Source organism: Winogradskyella sp. A2, from assembly GCF_046762865.1.
Taxonomy (GTDB): domain Bacteria; phylum Bacteroidota; class Bacteroidia; order Flavobacteriales; family Flavobacteriaceae; genus Winogradskyella.
In genome coordinates, this window is sequence record NZ_JBKQXM010000008.1 from 141,760 (window position 1) to 160,993 (window position 19,234).

Sequence of the window (19,234 nt, forward strand, 5' to 3'; positions counted from 1 at the left end):
TTTCTTTTAAAGATACTAAAAAAGTAGAGTGCTTAAAAGCGTTTTAACTATTCATCATCGTCCGTGAAATCAACGACTTTGGTAAGTGAAGACGAGATTATACCCGTAGGAATTGCCACAATGCCTAAACCAATTAACAGAATGAAAAATGTAAATATTCTTCCTCCCATAGTCACAGGATAGACATCACCATAACCAACAGTAGTTAGTGTTATTATTGACCACCAAAGACTTTCAAAAATTGAAGAAAAATGTTCTGGTTGCGCTTCGTTTTCAAAATAGTAGATACCTACTGCTGCAAAATAAATCAGCACCAAAGTTATCGCCATAAAAAGAATTATCTGTTCTTTAGCCATTAGCATGGCTTTTGTGAAATGACGCATGGCTTTATTATACCTAACTAGTTTTAAGAGCCTAAACAACCTAAACATTCTAAGAACCCTTAGCGATCTTAAATCTACACCAAAGGATAGATAAAATGGAAGTATGGCGAAAAGATCAATTAAACCAAAAAAGCTAAATATGAATCTAAATTTTTTGTCTGCCACATAGATTCTCGCGATATATTCTATCGTAAATATAGTAACACAAAATATCTCAATAGAGTTCAATATAACTCGTGTTTGAGGCTTTAAATTTGGAATAGTCTCAATTGAAAAGGTTATGACCGAAAGGACAATTAAGAATTGTATAAAAAATGCAAAGCTTCTGCTTAGCCTATTGTTATTATACTCGACAATACTTTTTATGTAAGCCTTCATAATAAGTAACAATTATTCATTTAACATTTGCCAGAGTTTGTCTTTTAATTCTACTAGACCTTGTTGAGCAACCGACGAAATAAACATATAATCAGCCTCAAGATCTTTATCTAATATAACAGATATTTCAGTTTTTAGCTCCTCGTCTAACATATCAGATTTTGATATAACCACAAATCTTTCTTTGTCTAACATTTGTGGATTGTAACGCCTTAATTCATCGACTAATATTTTGTACTGCTCAACAATATCATTAGCATCTGCTGGTATTAAAAACAATAATATTGAATTCCGTTCAATATGTCTTAAAAAATAATAACCAAGACCCTTACCTTCTGCAGCACCTTCAATAATACCAGGAATATCCGCCATTACAAAAGACTTATAATCGCGATATTTTACAATACCCAAATTAGGTTTTAATGTCGTAAACTCATAATCTGCTATTTTTGGTTTTGCCGAAGTTAAAACAGATAAAAGTGTAGACTTTCCAGCATTGGGAAATCCAACAAGTCCAACATCTGCAAGGACTTTTAACTCTAATGTAATATCCTTTTCTTCTAGAGGAATTCCGGGTTGTGCATAGCGTGGTGTTTGATTCGTAGAACTCTTAAAGTGCCAATTGCCACGTCCACCCTTACCGCCTTCTGCAACAATTTTCTCTTCGCCATCTTCCGTGATTTCAAATAATATATCGTTAGTTTCTGTATCACGTACAACCGTGCCTAATGGCACTTCAATTATTGCATCTTGTCCATCTGCTCCTGTACTTCTACCAGAACTGCCATGATCACCGTGACCAGCTTTTATATGCCTTTTAAATTTTAAATGAACTAATGTCCAGAGATTTGAATTTCCTCTAATAATTACATGACCGCCACGACCACCATCACCACCATCTGGACCTCCTTTTTGAATATATTTCTCCCGGTGTAGATGCACTGATCCTTTACCTCCATTCCCAGAGGTAACATGCATTTTAACGTAGTCTACAAAATTTCCTTCTGTCATGGTTACTTCCCTTGTATACGGGAATCTTTTTAATTCAACCCTTAGTATAAATTCTTAAGTTCCTGCCTACACAGGAATGACAGTTTAAAGATTATCAATAACAGCGCCTAATCGCACTGTTATTTCTTCAATACTACCTACACCATCTACTCCAAAATATTTGTCTTGGTCAGAATAGTAATCTTTTAATATTGCAGTTTTGTCGTAGTATTCTTTAATTCTATTTCTTATAATACTCTCGTCTGCATCGTCTGCCCTACCACTTGTTTTACCGCGCTCTAGCAAGCGACCAACTAAAACTTCGTCTTCTACCTCAAGTGCAACCATAGCATTAATTTGAGAGTCTTTAGATTCCATTAATTTATCAAGTGATTTCGCTTGTGCATTCGTTCTAGGAAAACCGTCAAAAATGAAGCCTTTTGCATCAGCATTTTTCTCAACTTCCTTTTGCAACATATCAATCGTAACTTGGTCTGGTACCAACTCTCCCTTATCCATATAGGATTTGGCTAACATCCCTAAAGCAGTCTCATTTTTAATATTATATCTAAATACATCACCTGTAGAGATGTGCACTAAATCATATTTTTCTTTTAAAAAATTTGCTTGAGTTCCTTTACCTGCACCTGGAGGGCCAAATAAAACAAGATTAGTCATGTGTTGTGTTGTTTTTAATTGATATACAGCTGGAATATCCCTTCCTAAACCATTATAGTCCAGTCCATAACCTACAATAAATTTATTTGGAATCTCCATACCAACGTAATGGAGTTTATAGTCTTTTTTATAAGCTTCTGGTTTGTAAAAAAGTGTAGCAATAATTAGTTCTTTTACATTTTCATTTCTAAAAATTCTGTGCACTTCCTCTAATGTGTTACCAGAATCGATAATATCCTCTAAAATAACTACAGTTCTACCAGTTAAGTCTTGAGTTAACCCAATTAACCGTTGAATATCTTCAGTAGACTTTACACCTTCATAAGATGCAAGTTTAATAAATGTTACTTCACAAGGTTTTGGGTATAATTTCACAAAGTCGCTCACAAACATAAATGACCCATTCAGTATACCTACAAATACAGGCATTTCATCTCCAAGGTCTGAAGCAATTTCTTCAACCATTTTTTCAACAGAAGACTGAATTTGCTCTTCTGATATAAATGGTTTAAAATATAAGTCGTGAAGCTTAATCAATATGTACTAAAATTTAGAAATGCAAAGATAATCATTTGATTAAGGAAAGACTATTTTTTGATTTATGATTTTAGAACTTTGTACTATAATTAGTGTATTTTTGTGTTTTTAATGCAATTTAAGTTGGTATCTCGTTAGATATTTTAAAATGAACTACTTCTCTTCAAAATTTAAACTTGGTATTTTAGGTGGTGGCCAGTTGGGTAAAATGATATTGTATTCCACTCGAAAATTTGATATATATACATGCGTTTTAGATCCTAATAAAGATGCTCCAGCAAGATTGGCATGTGATGAATTTACTGTAGGTGATTTATTGGATTATGATACAGTAATTAACTTTGGGAAAAACGTAGATATTCTTACAATTGAAATTGAAAATGTTAATGTTGAAGCCTTAGAAAAACTTGAAAATGAAGGTGTGAAAGTATATCCTTCTTCTAAGACTTTAAAAACAATTCAGAATAAGGCACATCAGAAATTATTTTATAGAGACCATAATATTCCAACAGCAGATTTCTCGAGATTTGCATATACATCTGAAATAGATGAGGCAGTAGGCAATGGTGGATTGCATTACCCTTTTGTCTGGAAGAGTGCGAAATTTGGTTATGATGGTCAGGGTGTGAAAATTGTAAAGCGCTACACAGATTTAATTGATTTGCCCAATGTAGAATGTATTGCTGAAAATCTAATTCCGTTTAAAAATGAATTGGCTGTTATTGTTGCAAGAAATACAAATGGTGATTTAAAAACCTATCCTGTAGTTGAAATGGAATTTCACCCAGAAGCCAATCAGGTGGAATATGTAATTTGTCCTGCAAGAATACCAGATGAGATTGCAAAAAAAGCTGAATTGGTGGCTTTGAAAACTGCTGCAGCATTTAAGCATGTTGGCTTGTTGGCTGTAGAAATGTTTCAAACAGAAGATGACGAAATTTTAGTAAACGAAGTAGCACCGCGACCGCATAATTCTGGTCATTACAGTATAGAAGCTAGCTACACTTGCCAGTTTGAACAACATTTAAGAGCAATTTTAGATTTACCATTAGGTAATACGGAGAGTAAAGTTGCTGGTGTAATGGTGAATCTAGTTGGCGCTGAAGATTACACAGGAAATGTGCTATATAAAAACATTGAAAAGATTTTAGCTATGGATGGTGTTACACCACATATCTATGGTAAGAAACAGACTAGACCATTTAGAAAGATGGGACATGTCACAATAGTAAATCAAGACATATCAAAGGCTAGAGCCATAGCCGAAAAAGTAAAACGAACAATTCAAGTTATAAGTGAATAAATTATGAGTAAAGTAGGTGTAATTATGGGAAGTAAAAGCGATTTGCCTGTTATGCAAGACGCTATTGATATTTTAAAAGGATTTGATATTGAAGTAGAAGTTGATATAGTCTCAGCACATAGAACACCTGATAAATTATTCGATTATGGCAAAAATGCTCATACTCGTGGGATAAAAGTTATTGTTGCGGGTGCTGGAGGTGCTGCACATTTACCAGGTATGGTAGCTTCCTTATCGCCATTACCAGTTATTGGAGTGCCTGTTAAAAGTAGTAACTCAATTGATGGCTGGGATTCTGTATTATCAATATTACAAATGCCAGGAGGTGTACCTGTTGCAACAGTAGCTCTTAATGGTGCAAAAAACGCAGGTATACTAGCTGCACAAATTTTAGGAAGTGCAGACCAATGCATACTAGATAAAATTATGGTCTACAAACAAGGCTTAAAGGCGAAGGTTATTGACTCTGCAAAAGATCTATAAAAAAAGCCTTGACTATCGCCAAGGCTTCTCGCTATTAACCAATCCTTTTTGAACAATCGAATTTGCTCTAAAAGAGTTACAAAAATAAACAAAAGATAGATACGAAATTGATTTTGAAGGACTTAAAATTGAGTTAAAGTTCAGAATATCAATAATATAGTAAGAAAATTAAGACGGTATAAAATGACAATTCTTAATAAACCCTTTGAAACACAATATAATACAGCACCTTTCTCAAAAATAAAAAATGATGCTTTCTTACCTGCTTTTAAAACGGCGATTAAAAAAGCAAAAAAAGAAATCGATGCCATAGTTAATAATAATGATAAACCAACATTTCAAAATACTATTGAGGCACTAGACTATTCTGGTGAGGAATTAGATAGGATTTCAAGTGTTTTTTTCAATCTAAATTCTGCTGAAACTAATGATGCCATTCAAAAAATAGCTCAAGAAGTTTCTCCACTGCTTTCTGAATTTAGCAACGATATTACGCTTAATGAATATTTATTTAAACGCGTTAAGGCTGTTTATGATTCAAAATCAGAATTGGATTTAAGCGCTGAGCAAGCTACATTGCTAGATAAAAAATATAAGAGTTTTGCTAGAAATGGCGCTAATTTACCTGAAGATAAAAAAGAAAGACTCAGAGTTATTGACAAAGAGCTTAGTCAATTAAAACTGAAGTTTGGAGAGCACATTTTAGCCGAAACTAATAAGTTTGAAATGCTTTTAACCAATGAATGTGATCTTGACGGATTACCTGATGGTGCTAAAGAAGCTGCCAAACAGTTAGCTGAAAGCAAGGGAAAAGAAGGTTGGTTAATTACTTTAGATTATCCAAGTTATATACCCTTTATGACCTATGCTGAAAATAGGACGCTAAGAGAAAAATTATCAAAAACTTTTGGTAGCAAAGGATTTAAAAATGATACATTAGACAATCAGGACATTGTTTTAGAAATCGCCAACCTAAGATATGAACGTGCACAACTACTAGGTTATGAAACTCATGCCCATTTTGTGCTCGAAGAACGTATGGCAGAAACTCCTGAAAAGGTAAATCACTTCTTAACCGATTTATTAAGTAAAGCTAAGCCAGCAGCAATAAATGAGTTTGAAAAACTACAGGAATTCGCCAAGGAATTGGATGGAATTGAACTGCTTCAAAAATGGGATTCAGCCTACTATTCAGAAAAGTTAAAACAGAAGTTGTTTGATCTTGATGACGAACAGCTCAAACCTTATTTTAAGCTTGAAAATGTTATTAACGGTGCATTCATCGTTGCCAGTAAATTATTCGGACTAGAATTTATAGAAATTGATACTATTGATAAGTATCATAATGATGTTATGACCTATAAAGTCGTGGATTCAGATAGTGAATTAGTGTCTGTTTTTTATGCTGACTTCTTCCCTAGGGCAGGCAAAAGAAATGGTGCATGGATGACATCGTATAAACCTCAGATGATAAAAAATGGCGTTAACGAAAGACCACATGTATCGATAGTTTGTAATTTCACAAAACCAACAAAAAGTAAACCATCACTATTAACCTTTAATGAAGTTACAACACTTTTCCATGAGTTTGGTCATGCGCTCCATGGCATGTTGGCCAATACAACTTATCCAAGTCTTTCAGGTACGAGTGTTTATTGGGATTTTGTAGAATTACCAAGTCAGATTTTAGAAAATTGGTGTTATGAAGAAGAAACATTAAAACTGTTTGCAAAGCACTATGATACAAATGAAGTAATTCCTATGGAATTAATAGAGAAAATAAAAAAATCAGCAACGTTTAACGAAGGCATGCAAACCTTAAGACAATTAAGTTTCGGAATGCTAGATATGGCATGGCATGGTGTTGATCCTTCTGATATTAAAGACGTAAAGTCATACGAAATTAGAGCTTTTGGTGAAACACAACTTTACCCTGAAGTAGAAGAAAATTGCATGAGTACGGCGTTTGCTCATATATTCCAAGGCGGATACTCATCAGGTTATTACAGTTATAAATGGGCCGAAGTATTAGATGCAGACGCTTTTGAGTATTTTAAGGAAGAAGGCATATTTAATAAAACAGTTGCTAATAAGTTTAAAACCTATGTCTTGTCTCAAGGTGGTACCGAAAACCCAATGACCTTATACAAAAAATTTAGAGGGCAAGAACCCAAACCAGAAGCCTTATTACGACGTGCTGGGTTGATAAAATAAGATGTAATATTAATTCGTTCTAAAGACATGATATTTTTTAAGATAGTTTTACATGTCTTTATTGTTTTTGTCTTAACAATTCTTACTCAAATTGGAGGACTAATTTGGTTGCTCTGTCTTATAATTTGTTATAAATGGAAAAAGAAAAAAAGATATGCTTTTCCAATTTTATATCTGGTCTTTAATCTGTTTGTCATTCCAATTACCGCACCAATATTTGGTAGAACTAAACTACCAGTAACAAGTAGCACACTAAAACCTCATAATTTAATTTACCCATTACTATTTAGAAATTATGTTAGTACAGAACTTGATTCCTTGTTGATTCAATCATCAATTGACTTGGCACATCTTGGCATAAGAGTGACATACCTCGACGCAAATTTTCCTTTTATTGATGGTTTTCCACTATTGCCTCATATTAGTCACAATAATGGTAAAAAAATAGATATTGCATTTATGTATTTGGTAAATGGTGAAAGGACAAACAAAAAACCGTCAACTAGCGGTTATGGTGCGTACACATCTAACACAAATCCCACCTTAAATTACTGTAAACGAATAGGCTTTTGGCAATATGATATAACAAAGTACATAACCTTTGGCACAAATGAGGAACTAACTTTGGATAAGGAAAATACAAAAACTCTTATTCAAGGATTACTTTATCGTGCAAATCACTCCAAAATATTTATAGAACCCTATTTAAAGAAAGAACTCAAACTTCAAGATTATAATGAAATTCGCTTTCATGGATGCCAGGCTGTACGCCATGATGATCATATTCATTTTGAAATAAAATAAACTTTCAATAGTTATTGAAAGTTTAAAAATAATTGTATCTTTGTACTATGAGTTACGAAGAAGCAAAAGAAAAGTTTATTAATACCTGGGGAAGTTTAGGCACACTTTGGGGCATAAATAAAGCTATGGCTCAAATTCAAGCGCTTCTTTTTATTTCCACTAAACCTCTTTCTATGGAAGATATTATGGAAGAACTTAGGATCTCTCGAGGAAATACTAGCATGAATTTGCGTCAACTTATGGATTGGGGAATTGTGACGAAAGTATTGAAAACTGGCGAGCGTAGAGAGTATTTTACGACTGAAAAGGATGTACAAGAATTAGCTAGGGTTATTGCCAAAGAACGCAGTAGACGAGAAATAAGACCTGTGATAAAAGTATTAAATGAAGTCTCTTCTATTAAGAATGATGGAAGCGAAAAAACAAAAGAACTTATTAAGCAAACCAAGGCTTTGCACTTAATCACTGAGGACTTAGATAACCTTATGACCAAACTGGTAAATCAAAATCAAAATTGGGTAACAAAATCGGTTTTAAAGATGTTGAAATAGGCCCATATTTTTTTAAATATATCTTTCAATATTTTCTGAAAGTTTAAAAACTAAAATACTACTTCTATGAAATTTCAAATTCCAAATTGGTTAATCATGTTAGGTGGTGCTGGTCAAATCTTTACCGCACTTATTTATCCATATATAAGACATAAAGTTTTCGATTGGTACAATGATGTAAAATTGCTAAAACCTCTTAACCAAGAAATTGCAAAGACATACGGCAGATACATACAAGGCCTAAACTTTTCTTTTGGGTTAATAGCAATTTTGCAGCCCAATGATTTAAAAAATGTAACTAGTCTGGCCTTGGCCTTAACTACACTTATAGCTGCCTATTGGCTTGGTAAAGTAATAACCCAAATTGCCTACTATCCAATGTATCAAATTCCTCAAAAATTAATTTTCAAAATAGGTAGTTACTCCATGAACTTCTTATTTACTCTTTTCGCAACAATATATACTTGCCTGGCTATATCTAATCTAATTTAATAATGAATTATAACTTCATAACATACTGCATATACTTACCAATAATCTCATTTATTATGGTAAAAGTTGGTTGGCTTTTTTATAAAAATGGTGAAGTTTTTCTGCTAAACCTTTTTCATAATAATACAGCTCTGGTTAAAAGCATAAATAATCTATTGCTTATTGGCTATTATTTAACCAACATAGGTTACGCCATCATAACAATTTCATATTGGGAAAATTTGTCCTCTATTGTAGAGATGATCAATTCACTCTCAAAAACCATTGGTAAAATAATCTTGCTCTTAGCTATTATGCATTACAACAACATATTTTGGTTAAGACAATTAAATAAATCTAAACTTTTAAATCACTAATTATGGAAAATTCAAAAATTGTAATCGGTTATGCTATCTATTTACCTATTGTTATTGTTCTTACAATCTACATTTCCAAAATGCTATTTAAAAACGGTAAGCATTTTATGATAGATATATTTAGAGGAAAAGAAGATATTGCATTAGCAACCAATAAATTATTTGAAATTGGATTTTATCTCATCAATATTGGATTTGCTCTATATATCATGAAAACTTATGGCTATAGTAGTAATTATGACATGAGCAACCAAACCCTAATGGAAATATTGAGTAAAAAGATCGGTGGCTATACAATATACCTAGGTGTTATGTTATTTCTAAACTTATACCTGTTTTTTAGAGGCAGAAGTAAGTCTAGAATGACAATAAAAACTAGGCCTGTCTATTAATTTTATACCATAGACCCTTTGTTTTATTTCACGTTATATTGATTTTGTGAATTAGAACAGAGGGTCTATTTTATACTTTTTATTATTAACTTGTCATAAAGATTTTTTATTCTGAAAATGCCTAAGATTAAAACTAAATTTTTCCTCCTTTTTGCAGGACTGCTTATTATAACTTCTTGTTCTGATGATGATGTGACTGCAGTAGAACCTGAAGCAACTTGCTTTGACGGTATCAGAAATGGGGATGAACTAGGTGTAGATTGTGGAGGTATTTGTTTCAACACATGCTTTGATGAATTAGTACTAGAAGGTGAATTGGTAACGAGGCGTATTCTAAGTTCAGAGATAGAATATACATTAAACGGTCCTTACATCATAAGAGATGGTGCAATTCTAGAAATTGAGGCAGGTACCATAATCAAAGCCACACCAAATAACGACTCTTATTTAATTGTTGCACAGGGTGGTCAAATTTACATTTATGGTGAATCAGATAATCCTGTTATTATAACCTCAGCCAGTGAGAATCCAGAACCTGGTGATTGGGGCGGATTAGTAATTTGTGGTCAAGCTACAACTAACAACGGAATAAATGCTCGATCCGATCTTGGAGATATATTTTACGGTGGAAATAACAATATTCAAGGTTCCGGAACTATACGATACTTAAGGCTTGAATATACTGGAGCTCTTTTTAGAAATGAGAAAAGATTCAATGCACTCACTCTTTATGGTATTGGATCTAGCACAAATTTTAGCAATATACAGGCTTATGAGAGCATGGGAAATGCATTTGAAATTTTTGGTGGTACACTTAATATCTCAAACCTAGTAGCTTTAAATACTGGTTTAGCTGGTATTAAAGTTTCTGGAGGCTGGACTGGTGCTGGTGATTCATGGTACTTAACTAATCAAAATAATTCTGGGATAGAATTGGGCAACAACCCCATAAATTTTGATGCCTTACCTATTACTGATGCATTTATTGAAAACATTACGATTAATGGTCCTCTTACAAATGGAGCATTGGCTTATAATAATGGTGGTGGTTTTTTTAATCTTTTCAATATATATACCTCATCAATTTCATTGGGTATTAACATCAATAGCGATATCGAATCTCTTATGGTTGATGTTGGAAATCTAGAAATAGAAAACATTGAATTTGAAAACCCAAGTTCAAACTTTATACCTACAAATTATAGTGGAGCTACAAATTTCTATTCTGAAGGCATTGCAATTGGTGCTGGCAACAGAAATGAACTACCTGATTGGGCACAAAATTGGACTATTGGATTTTAGTTGACCTTAAATTCTTTCATTATTGAAACTGGCATACCCTCATCTGTGAATCCTTCAAGTCGTATTTCAAAATCACCTTTAACATCTGATGTATAAAATTCGATTTCAAGATTATTGGTTTCCATTACATTAATATTTGGCATCCAGAGCAACTGCTGTCTATAATCTGGTAATCTTGAGCTGCGATTTGACTCGTCATACTTTTGTAAATAATATGTTTTTTGAAATTGTGGTGTTTCTATTTTTTGCTGATTGAAAAACCCATTTTGTAAAAATTCATTCTTATCAAAGCCTTCAATTGTATTTATGACCATAGCTCCTTGAAACTCCTGTAAATCAATAACTAATTGATTTCTATAAATTTTTATTTCTTTAATATAATTGGCATTATAGTCCATCAATTTATTATGATCATCAACCAAAATGCCATCCATGAGAACCAAAGGTCTAATGCCGGTTTTTGTATCAAAACCTAGGCCCTGTATTTCAAATACTTCACCTAAGTTAACATCTCTTCTTACAGAAATCTTACTCACAAATTCTTTAATAGTCTCTTTTAATGTTGGGAATCTATTATAATCTTCCAAATTATATAACTCATAATCTTTACCCTCTAACAGATCTTTCTTATTACCTATATACAAAGAATCTGATCTAAACTCAAAATAGGCATTCTCAATTTGGTTATAAATACTCTGATTTATAATTTCTTCCTTCCATTCTGGTTTTGAACTAAACTCATTAAACTCTAAACGTGATAAATCTGGTTGGTTCTTAGGTTTTAATTCAATGCTATAATCTTGAATATTTTTTTCTATGATTTGAAAATAAACTTCTTCAGTGAAATAAAAACTATTAACATTAAAGTAAAACTCTCCATTAGCATTTACTCTGGCAATTCGTAAAAGGTTTGTTTCATTGGGAAAAGAGATTGAAATGTTTAAACCTTGTGCAAAAGTATTGTCTAATCCTTTAATAATCCCCTTAAATAGTTCACCTCTCAATTCGGGTAATTTTGCATTATTATCAAGATTGGAAATACGAACAAACTCAGGTTTTAAGGTATTTAAGTAACTTATTGAACTTAATGACTTTGGCTGAGGAATTGTTGATTTTCGTTTTACACTTAGCGAATAACTACCATTAAAACCATTTTCATTAATATCTTTAGTACTAATTGAAATTACCGCTTTCTCTCTACTTTTGAAATTTGCTTTATCCAATTCTAAAACTATCTGATTATCTTTTACATTTACCTTATTAAAAGAATCCCTTTGATTTGAATTCACAATACTATTGGATACAATTGAAGTTTCATCTAGAGTAACTTTATATGGATTTATAATATTGATTTCGACATTACCAAAAAAGTTTAGGTCTGTATTTTGCATCCAATTGGTATAGCCTATTAATTTATAATTACCTGTTTGTAAGTCTACAGGAACAAAAAAATCAGAATAGCCTCTGCCTTTTTCAAGTCTTATTTTATGTCTAAAAACTCGCTCACCAGAACTAGAAATTAATTCTACATAAGCCATTTTACTTAGATTACTCAACTTCTTGGTCGTAGTATCAAAACAATAAATAGAATAATATAAATATTCACCAGAAAATACGAGCGAAGCATTAGTATGAATATATATTGACTCTACTAAGGCAATATCAGTTCTGTTATTAACATCACTGTCTGTTTGTGCTAGACTAATATTAGCTAACATGAATAAAATACAATATATATATAGTTTCAGTTTCATTCTTTTTATTCTATCCAAAAATCTGGTACATTGTTGCTACCTAATGTGGTACAATCACCACATTCTGGTAATACCATAATATATTCTCCTTCACCTGGTTGCGGATTTGTATTAAAATCATAAAAACGCATAGTTCCTTGTCTTATAATATTTACCAAATCTCGTTCACCAAAAGAACCTGAAGAAGAAGGTTTAAAAAAAGAACATGGAATGATATGTGGTGGCAATTCTTCTCCTGGAAAATAGTCTTCCCAATTGAAAAATAATCGTTGTTCATCTATTGCAGATACTTCAAAATATCCGGCAACATTTTCTTCTTCATCTGTTAATGAAAAAACATTACCTGCTAAAAACCCTGGCTGGTCCTCAGAGAAAAGAGTAGTAGATGATTGGATTAACCCTTTCAATGTGTCGTAGTACGAAAAAGTCTCTGGAGCTAAGACATACTGTCTAACCAATATGCTATATCTATAGGTTAGGACATAATCATCTCTGTTGATAAATCTCACATTGTAATCTTCTAACCTATCCTCTACTAATCCTTGAGTACTCAATACACTTATGGAACTTGATTTATTTGTGCCGTAGCAAACACGTTCTTCTTGTTCTCTAAGTATCACAGGTATTTCGTACTGATTAATCCCTTCAATTACAAACACTGCATCATAAGGACTCCACAGTGGCGCAATAATTTTGAAGGTTTCGACATAATCGTGTCTATAATATTTCGATGTTCCATTTGCATCAAAACTATCTACGTTAATTGCTATCCCTTCTTCGCCTTCGTTATTAAATACTCGTTCTACCGATATGTCATCCATATTAGTAGAAGCTACGGGTAATTGCATAGGTTTAGAGCTATACATGTGGCCGTCAGAAGTTTCAATATTAAGCGTATATTCCGTCCCTAACTCTGCACCAAAAGAATCAATTGATTTATAAACACCTGGTTCGATTTCTTCAAAAGCATATTGATTTCCGTTGTTAGTACTTATACTAACTAGCGCATCTGTTTCTATAGGTGGTTCGTCTTCTTCAAATCTGTAGGACCTAGATAAATTCACTTCTTGCCTTTTAACATAATTTGTTACAATGGCATTAACTACTAAAACATCTTCAAAACTATCTACCGAACCCTCAAAAGGTTCAACGCACGTATAGTTAATGTTTACAAAAATGAACAATAGCAGAATCTTAATCCCTTTTTGATTGTATATATGTTTTATAATCTTTTTCATTTCATTAAAAACTAATATTATAGGTTAATGAAGGCACTGGTATATTGAAAATAGAGCTTTGAAGTGCCTTAATATCACCTTCTTCATTAACAAAAAATACGGAATAAGGATTATTTCTTCCCAATACATTATATACCGAAAGGCTCCAAAAACTATGTGCTAACTTTTTCTTTTTGTGGTTCCCTTCAAAATTAAATCCAATATCTAAACGATAATAATCTGGTATACGAAATTGGTTTCTATCGCTATACAAAACAAACTCTCCACCGTTGAATTGATAATTCCCTGTCGGGAAAGTTACGGGTCTTCCTGTCTGATATATAAAATTGCTCGAAACACTTATGCGTTGTGACAACTTATAATTAACAACTAAACTTACATCGTGCGGTTTGTCATAATTTGAAGGGAAGTATCTCCCATCATTAACTTGCTCTTCATCAAAATCACTTTCTAACTTAAAAAAGGATCTAGAATAGGTATAGCCCAACCAACCAGTTAAATCACCTTGATTTTTTTTGAGTAATAATTCTACTCCATAAGCCTTACCCTTGCCTTGCAAAATTTCAGTTTCTATAGCTTCATTTAATTGAATATCTGCACCAGTTTTAAAATCTAGAATATTATTTTGCCATTTATAAAACCCTTCTAAGCTAAATTCATAATTATTATCATCAAGGTTTTTGTAGAGTCCAAGTGACACCTGTGTTGCCTGTTGCGGCTTTATAAAATTGTCTGACAACTTCCATATATCTATTGGTGATACTGTAGTATTATTTGATAATGTGTGAATGTATTGATAAGCATTATTTACACTTGCCTTAATTGAGAGGTCTTCAGCCAATAAATATCTAGCGGCTAATCTAAATTCTGGTCCACCATATGTTTTTATCACCTCATTATTACCATAATTTACTGTATCAATTACTGTAGATTCAGATCTTGGTGTACCATCAGCGTAAACAAATCTCTGTGCCTCTCCTAGCGCTGAAAAGAAGGAAAACCGCAAACCTAAATCCAATAACAGTTTATCACTTAATTCAAATTGATCTGAAATAAAAAGTGCGCCTTCAACTCCCTGTTCTTTTGCTAATCTTACTGGCATTATTAAGTTATTTGCACCTTGTGGTTCAATTTCACCGGGTCTAATACCATAGAGTTTACCTTGTATACCGTAGTTTAATTTATGTGTTTTATTTAGGGCATAATCTACCTTTAATTTTAATGAGGTCTCATCGATTTGAAAACTTTGAATGAAATCGTCATTCATTGTATTATCATAATCAATATTGAATTTATATTGACTATTTGACAAAATTAAGGTAGCGTCATTTTTTTCATTAAGTTGGCGATACCATTTCAAGGAAACGAGCCTATTACTATAGCCAAAAAGTGAATCTGAAGTAATACTGAAATTATCCTTGCTATAATAACCCATAGATTGTATTGAATTTCTATCATCAATCTTATGATTATACTTTACAAAAAAATCATAGAAGGATGCCTCACTTTTATTCAACTCTGCCTCATTTAAGGATCTTAGCACCCAATCAGAGTATGTTCCTCTAGCACCTACTAATAATCCAGACTTTTCTTTAACAATAGGTATTTCAACAAGCACATTTGCCGTGACAGGACCAACGGAAATATCTGCTCTAAAATTATTGTTATTAGCATCTTTTGTTTCAATATCAAAAACAGAAGATATTCTACCACCATACTCAGCTGGAATATTCCCTTTGTAAATATTTACATTACTAACAGCTAATGGATTTAAAGCCTGAAAAATGCCAAAAAAATGTGATGGATTGTAAATAACACCATCTTCCAAGAGAATAAGGTTTTGATCTGTCTTTCCTCCCCTTACATTATAACCACTTGCACCCTCGCCTGTTGTAGTAACTCCAGGCTGAAGGGTTGCAACCTTAAGCACGTCTCTTTCACCTAATACCAAAGGAATATCCTTAGATTCCTCAGCACTAACTTGAGTTTTACCTGTATTAGTATCTTTTACATTAATATCTGTTTGTGATTGTAAGACTACCTCATCTAATTCTTCAACTTGACTTTCTAGATTAATATCTAATTTCCCATCTTCATATATAATAACACGTGTTTGTTTATTCTCAACCCCTAGCCCTTTTGTCTCAATTAAGTTTACACCTGCTGGAAGAGTTAATTCGTAAGAACCATCACTTTTGGTTACGCTTCCAATATTTCTGTCTTTTACAACTATAACTTGGTTTGGTAATGGCTTACCTGTTTCTGCATCAGTGATAATTCCTTTCAAAGAGTATCTATTTTTAGTCTTATCTCTTTGTTCCTTACCAATTCTTACAGTATTAATTTTACGATTTACTGGTCGATTTCTCTTAACAAATATTGGTGTTGTTACACGAGATGTATCAATAGAAACTGATTCTTTTAATTTATCTTCTTTAAAATATCTCTTGGGCAATTCGTCGTAAATAATGCTGTTTTGGGTTAGGATAATTTTCCTTTCAGGAGTTATGTAGTAGTTTAATGATGTATCGTTAAAAAGATCTGATAAAATATAGTCTATTTTTTGGTTTGAGTAGCTTTTGGTTATTGATTTTTCATCCAACCATTTGTCAGCAAAATAGAATTTAAAATCAATTTGTTGTTCTAACTTTAAAAGCGCATTCTTCAAGCTTATTTTTTCAAAATCAATAGAAATAATAATATCATCTTGACAGTTACCAGCAAAATGAATTGATAAAAGCAAAAAATAAAGTAGAAATTTTAACCTCATCATTATTCTTTACCTTTTTCTAATTGGAAAGCAATAGCTTCAAAAACGGCTACAATGTAGTTATCATTAGTACTGCTATTACTATCTTTATAGTCTTCTTCAATATTTTTAATTATCTCCTTATACTCTGGAAATTGTCTTAAAAGTTTTTTTGGTTCCCTAATTCTTGTGTAGACACTATCTAATAATACTATATAAAATGAATCATCTTCAAATTCATGATATCTTATTCTGTCATTGGTTCTATCACGAATCTTTTTTTGATGCTTCTTTATAACACTTACAGAATCTCTCCTTAACAAATATTCAAAAAACCCTTCAATAGTTTCATCGTCTTCTAGGTCAATAGTTAGATTAACAAATACATGATCAGAAACCGTAAACCTCCTAACCTTTTCTTTATATAATAACACAATTGGCTCTGCAGTATTTATAGAATTTCTAACCAATAGTTGATCTTGATATACATTATACTGGATTAGAATGTTAGGATATGGCTCATTATTATATACAACAGTTCCCTTGGTAAATTTAAAATCGCCAAAAAACTTATGCTTTTCATTAATCATAATATGTTTTTCGGCATAGACTAATCCATTAAATAAACCCGAGTTCATCTGGCCAGTATTATCATCAAGCCATTTATAAATCCTAGTATTGTTTGGTTCTTGTTGAGAAGAGCTTTTGCTAATCATTGCAAAAGAGCACAACAGTACTAGCAAAATTCGTTTTGGCATTATAGCTTTTCTTTTTTTGAATAATTTATTATATATAAATATAATGAAAATAGGCTATAGAGAAATTTCATGATTAGATAGTCATTAAAACCATCAATCTCTTTTTCAATATATTGATGGGTATAGTTTAAAAATGAATTATAGCCACAATTATCTATCTAAAATTGAAGTTTTAGAATTTAATATTTTAACCTATTTTTGAAGTTGCAATGAAAAACAAGAATGTCTAAGCATCAAATAAATCCAAACAACTGGATTTCACAATATTCAGATTACCTTTTCAACTTTACGGTTACAAGAGTAAGCGATAGAGTGATTGCGCAAGATTTAGTTTCTGAAACTTTTTTGGCAGGACTTAAATCAATGGCAAATTTTAAAGGTGAGGCTAGTGAAAGAACATGGTTAGTATCTATACTTAAAAGAAAAATAATTGATCACTATCGCAGAATTAATTCCAACAAGGGCAAAGCTGAAGTTAGGATGAGTTATAGTAGTGATTCTGATGCTGAAGGTAATTGGTTAGAAGAAAGAATAGCAGATCCTTTTGATAAAACAGCTGAAGACACTTTAGTGAATAGCGAATTAGGAGATGCTATTTATAACTGTTTAGACAAATTGCCTCAAAAACAAGCTGAAGTTTTTAAAATGAAAACAATAATGGGTTATGATACAGAAACTATTTGTAATGAATTAGGTATTACTGCGTCTAACCTTTGGGTAATCATCCATAGAGCACGAACTGCTTTGGCTGATTGCATTGAAAAAAACTGGTTTTAAATAATGAAAAAAAGTTTTTTATTTATTAGTTGTGATGAAGCAAAACATATTTGCGATAAAAAGCAATATGGTGAAGCTTCAGGATGGGAACGATTCAAATTAGGTCTAAGACTAAGTTGGTGCCATATAACCAAATCGTATTCAAAAAAGAACAACAAACTAACAGAAGCCATGGAAAAAGCTGATGTTAATTGTTTGAAAATTGACGAACGTCAAAAACTTGACCAACAATTTAAGGAAGAACTAGCCAAACATCAAAATTAATATTAGCCAGAATATAGGCAAACTCTCTACCCAAAAAGCGCTAAAATACTTCGATTGATTCTTATTAGATAGGACTATAAACAACGCTGTTATAAATGTAATAATCAGTGTAGTAAGTATTGACCTTGCGTCAATTTCGTCTTTAAAAAACTCTAAGAAAAAGAATGGTATTAAAAGTAAAATACCAATAATCTTAGTTCTTTTAACTCCTATGCGTTGCGGTATTGTACCCAGTTTTATGCTATCAAAGTTTAAATCTCTAATCTCAAAAGGAAGCATCAAAACAATAACGTAGCAAAAGCGTTGCAGAGTTATAATAACAACATCAGAAGCTATATCAATTTCATTTTGTATCAATGGCAAAACAACTGTAGATAGTGACCAAACTATGGCAATCACATATACTTTAAGCCCACTTATTTGCCGTAAATTACTTTGATCATCAACAAAATATTTCTTTGGCAATAAGGGTATTGCATACAGAAAGGTTATAAGGCCTAAAAGCCCAATTAAAACTTTTGTATTTATTAAAAGTTGATAGGCGTAATACGCCAAACCAATAAATGCAACAAGAGAAAATAACTGAATTGCTTTTAACCATGTCGCCAAACTACGATGGTGAAATTTGGCAACTCCAAAATACTTGACAAAATTGTAGCCTGTTATAGTAGCAAAAAAAACAAAATAGAGGCTGTTTTTATCATATTCCAATTCAAATTGAAACAAGGTTATCCATGTTAAAGCATATGCAGCTAGTGCCACATGAATACTACTATTAATATAGAAATGAAATAATTGTTTTAAAGACCTCACTTTACAAAAATAGGTAAT

18 protein-coding genes are annotated in these 19,234 nt (G+C 32.2%); 10 read left to right on the forward strand and 8 right to left on the reverse strand.

All coding sequences use genetic code 11. The annotated features are described in order from the left end of the window. Window positions 1-47: 47 nt before the first annotated feature. The 3 genes from ACFWV9_RS14885 to ACFWV9_RS14895 all read right to left on the reverse strand — a co-directional run bounded on the left by ACFWV9_RS14885 (window position 48) and on the right by ACFWV9_RS14895 (window position 2,966). Window positions 48-761: an ion transporter gene (locus ACFWV9_RS14885; RefSeq protein WP_411896023.1), complete on the reverse strand. Its 714-nt coding sequence runs from the start codon at window positions 759-761 to the stop codon at window positions 48-50. A gap of 12 nt (window positions 762-773) precedes the next feature. Next, complete coding sequence (obgE, locus tag ACFWV9_RS14890) at window positions 774-1,772, reverse strand: GTPase ObgE (protein WP_411896024.1); 999 nt, start codon at window positions 1,770-1,772, stop codon at window positions 774-776. A gap of 84 nt (window positions 1,773-1,856) precedes the next feature. Further along, window positions 1,857-2,966 carry an adenylate kinase gene (locus ACFWV9_RS14895; protein ID WP_411896025.1) on the reverse strand — a complete coding sequence of 370 codons (1,110 nt, stop codon included), beginning with the start codon at window positions 2,964-2,966 and terminating at the stop codon, window positions 1,857-1,859. Window positions 2,967-3,114: 148 nt separating this feature from the next. Here ACFWV9_RS14895 and ACFWV9_RS14900 point away from each other — a divergent pair, with 148 nt between their 5' ends. The 8 genes from ACFWV9_RS14900 (at window position 3,115) to ACFWV9_RS14935 (ending at window position 10,863) form a co-directional block, all read left to right on the forward strand. Beyond that, window positions 3,115-4,269, forward strand: coding sequence for a 5-(carboxyamino)imidazole ribonucleotide synthase (locus ACFWV9_RS14900; RefSeq protein WP_411896026.1), 1,155 nt, complete (start codon window positions 3,115-3,117; stop codon window positions 4,267-4,269). A 3-nt stretch (window positions 4,270-4,272) separates the two neighbouring features. After that, window positions 4,273-4,752 (forward strand): 5-(carboxyamino)imidazole ribonucleotide mutase, encoded by a 480-nt coding sequence (gene purE, locus ACFWV9_RS14905; RefSeq protein WP_411896027.1) that lies wholly within the window; start codon window positions 4,273-4,275, stop codon window positions 4,750-4,752. Window positions 4,753-4,935: 183 nt separating this feature from the next. Continuing rightward, on the forward strand, window positions 4,936-6,966 hold the full coding sequence (locus tag ACFWV9_RS14910) for a M3 family metallopeptidase (protein ID WP_411896028.1): 2,031 nt from the start codon (window positions 4,936-4,938) through the stop codon (window positions 6,964-6,966). Window positions 6,967-6,993: 27 nt separating this feature from the next. Then, on the forward strand, window positions 6,994-7,770 hold the full coding sequence (locus tag ACFWV9_RS14915) for a hypothetical protein (RefSeq protein WP_411896029.1): 777 nt from the start codon (window positions 6,994-6,996) through the stop codon (window positions 7,768-7,770). Between the two features lie 47 nt (window positions 7,771-7,817). Beyond that, window positions 7,818-8,321 (forward strand): GbsR/MarR family transcriptional regulator, encoded by a 504-nt coding sequence (locus ACFWV9_RS14920; RefSeq protein ID WP_411896030.1) that lies wholly within the window; start codon window positions 7,818-7,820, stop codon window positions 8,319-8,321. 66 nt (window positions 8,322-8,387) lie between these two features. Then, the gene (locus tag ACFWV9_RS14925) at window positions 8,388-8,813 is read left to right on the forward strand and encodes a hypothetical protein (protein WP_411896031.1); all 426 of its coding nucleotides are present in this window, start codon (window positions 8,388-8,390) and stop codon (window positions 8,811-8,813) included. Between the two features lie 358 nt (window positions 8,814-9,171). Next, window positions 9,172-9,561 (forward strand): hypothetical protein, encoded by a 390-nt coding sequence (locus tag ACFWV9_RS14930; protein WP_411896032.1) that lies wholly within the window; start codon window positions 9,172-9,174, stop codon window positions 9,559-9,561. 117 nt (window positions 9,562-9,678) lie between these two features. Then, window positions 9,679-10,863 carry a hypothetical protein gene (locus ACFWV9_RS14935; RefSeq protein ID WP_411896033.1) on the forward strand — a complete coding sequence of 395 codons (1,185 nt, stop codon included), beginning with the start codon at window positions 9,679-9,681 and terminating at the stop codon, window positions 10,861-10,863. Here the strand turns inward: ACFWV9_RS14935 and ACFWV9_RS14940 are convergent. Genes ACFWV9_RS14940 through ACFWV9_RS14955 form a run of 4 tightly spaced genes read right to left on the reverse strand, consistent with a single transcriptional unit; the run spans window position 10,860 to window position 17,362 of the window. Further along, window positions 10,860-12,617 carry a hypothetical protein gene (locus tag ACFWV9_RS14940; protein ID WP_411896034.1) on the reverse strand — a complete coding sequence of 586 codons (1,758 nt, stop codon included), beginning with the start codon at window positions 12,615-12,617 and terminating at the stop codon, window positions 10,860-10,862. The genes ACFWV9_RS14935 and ACFWV9_RS14940 overlap by 4 nt on opposite strands. Before the next feature lie 5 nt (window positions 12,618-12,622). Beyond that, window positions 12,623-13,855 (reverse strand): DUF4249 domain-containing protein, encoded by a 1,233-nt coding sequence (locus tag ACFWV9_RS14945; RefSeq protein WP_411896035.1) that lies wholly within the window; start codon window positions 13,853-13,855, stop codon window positions 12,623-12,625. A 4-nt stretch (window positions 13,856-13,859) separates the two neighbouring features. After that, window positions 13,860-16,598, reverse strand: a complete 2,739-nt coding sequence (locus ACFWV9_RS14950; RefSeq protein ID WP_411896036.1) for a carboxypeptidase-like regulatory domain-containing protein — start codon at window positions 16,596-16,598, stop codon at window positions 13,860-13,862. 29 nt (window positions 16,599-16,627) lie between these two features. Next, window positions 16,628-17,362 carry a hypothetical protein gene (locus ACFWV9_RS14955; RefSeq protein WP_411896037.1) on the reverse strand — a complete coding sequence of 245 codons (735 nt, stop codon included), beginning with the start codon at window positions 17,360-17,362 and terminating at the stop codon, window positions 16,628-16,630. A 222-nt stretch (window positions 17,363-17,584) separates the two neighbouring features. Between ACFWV9_RS14955 and ACFWV9_RS14960 the strand changes: the two genes are divergently transcribed. Next, a complete protein-coding gene (locus ACFWV9_RS14960) occupies window positions 17,585-18,139 on the forward strand; it encodes a sigma-70 family RNA polymerase sigma factor (RefSeq protein WP_411896038.1) in 555 nt (184 codons plus the stop codon). A 3-nt stretch (window positions 18,140-18,142) separates the two neighbouring features. Next, window positions 18,143-18,403 (forward strand): hypothetical protein, encoded by a 261-nt coding sequence (locus tag ACFWV9_RS14965; protein WP_411896039.1) that lies wholly within the window; start codon window positions 18,143-18,145, stop codon window positions 18,401-18,403. Here the strand turns inward: ACFWV9_RS14965 and ACFWV9_RS14970 are convergent. After that, window positions 18,383-19,165 carry a hypothetical protein gene (locus ACFWV9_RS14970; protein WP_411896040.1) on the reverse strand — a complete coding sequence of 261 codons (783 nt, stop codon included), beginning with the start codon at window positions 19,163-19,165 and terminating at the stop codon, window positions 18,383-18,385. The genes ACFWV9_RS14965 and ACFWV9_RS14970 overlap by 21 nt on opposite strands. Window positions 19,166-19,234 lie beyond the last annotated feature (69 nt).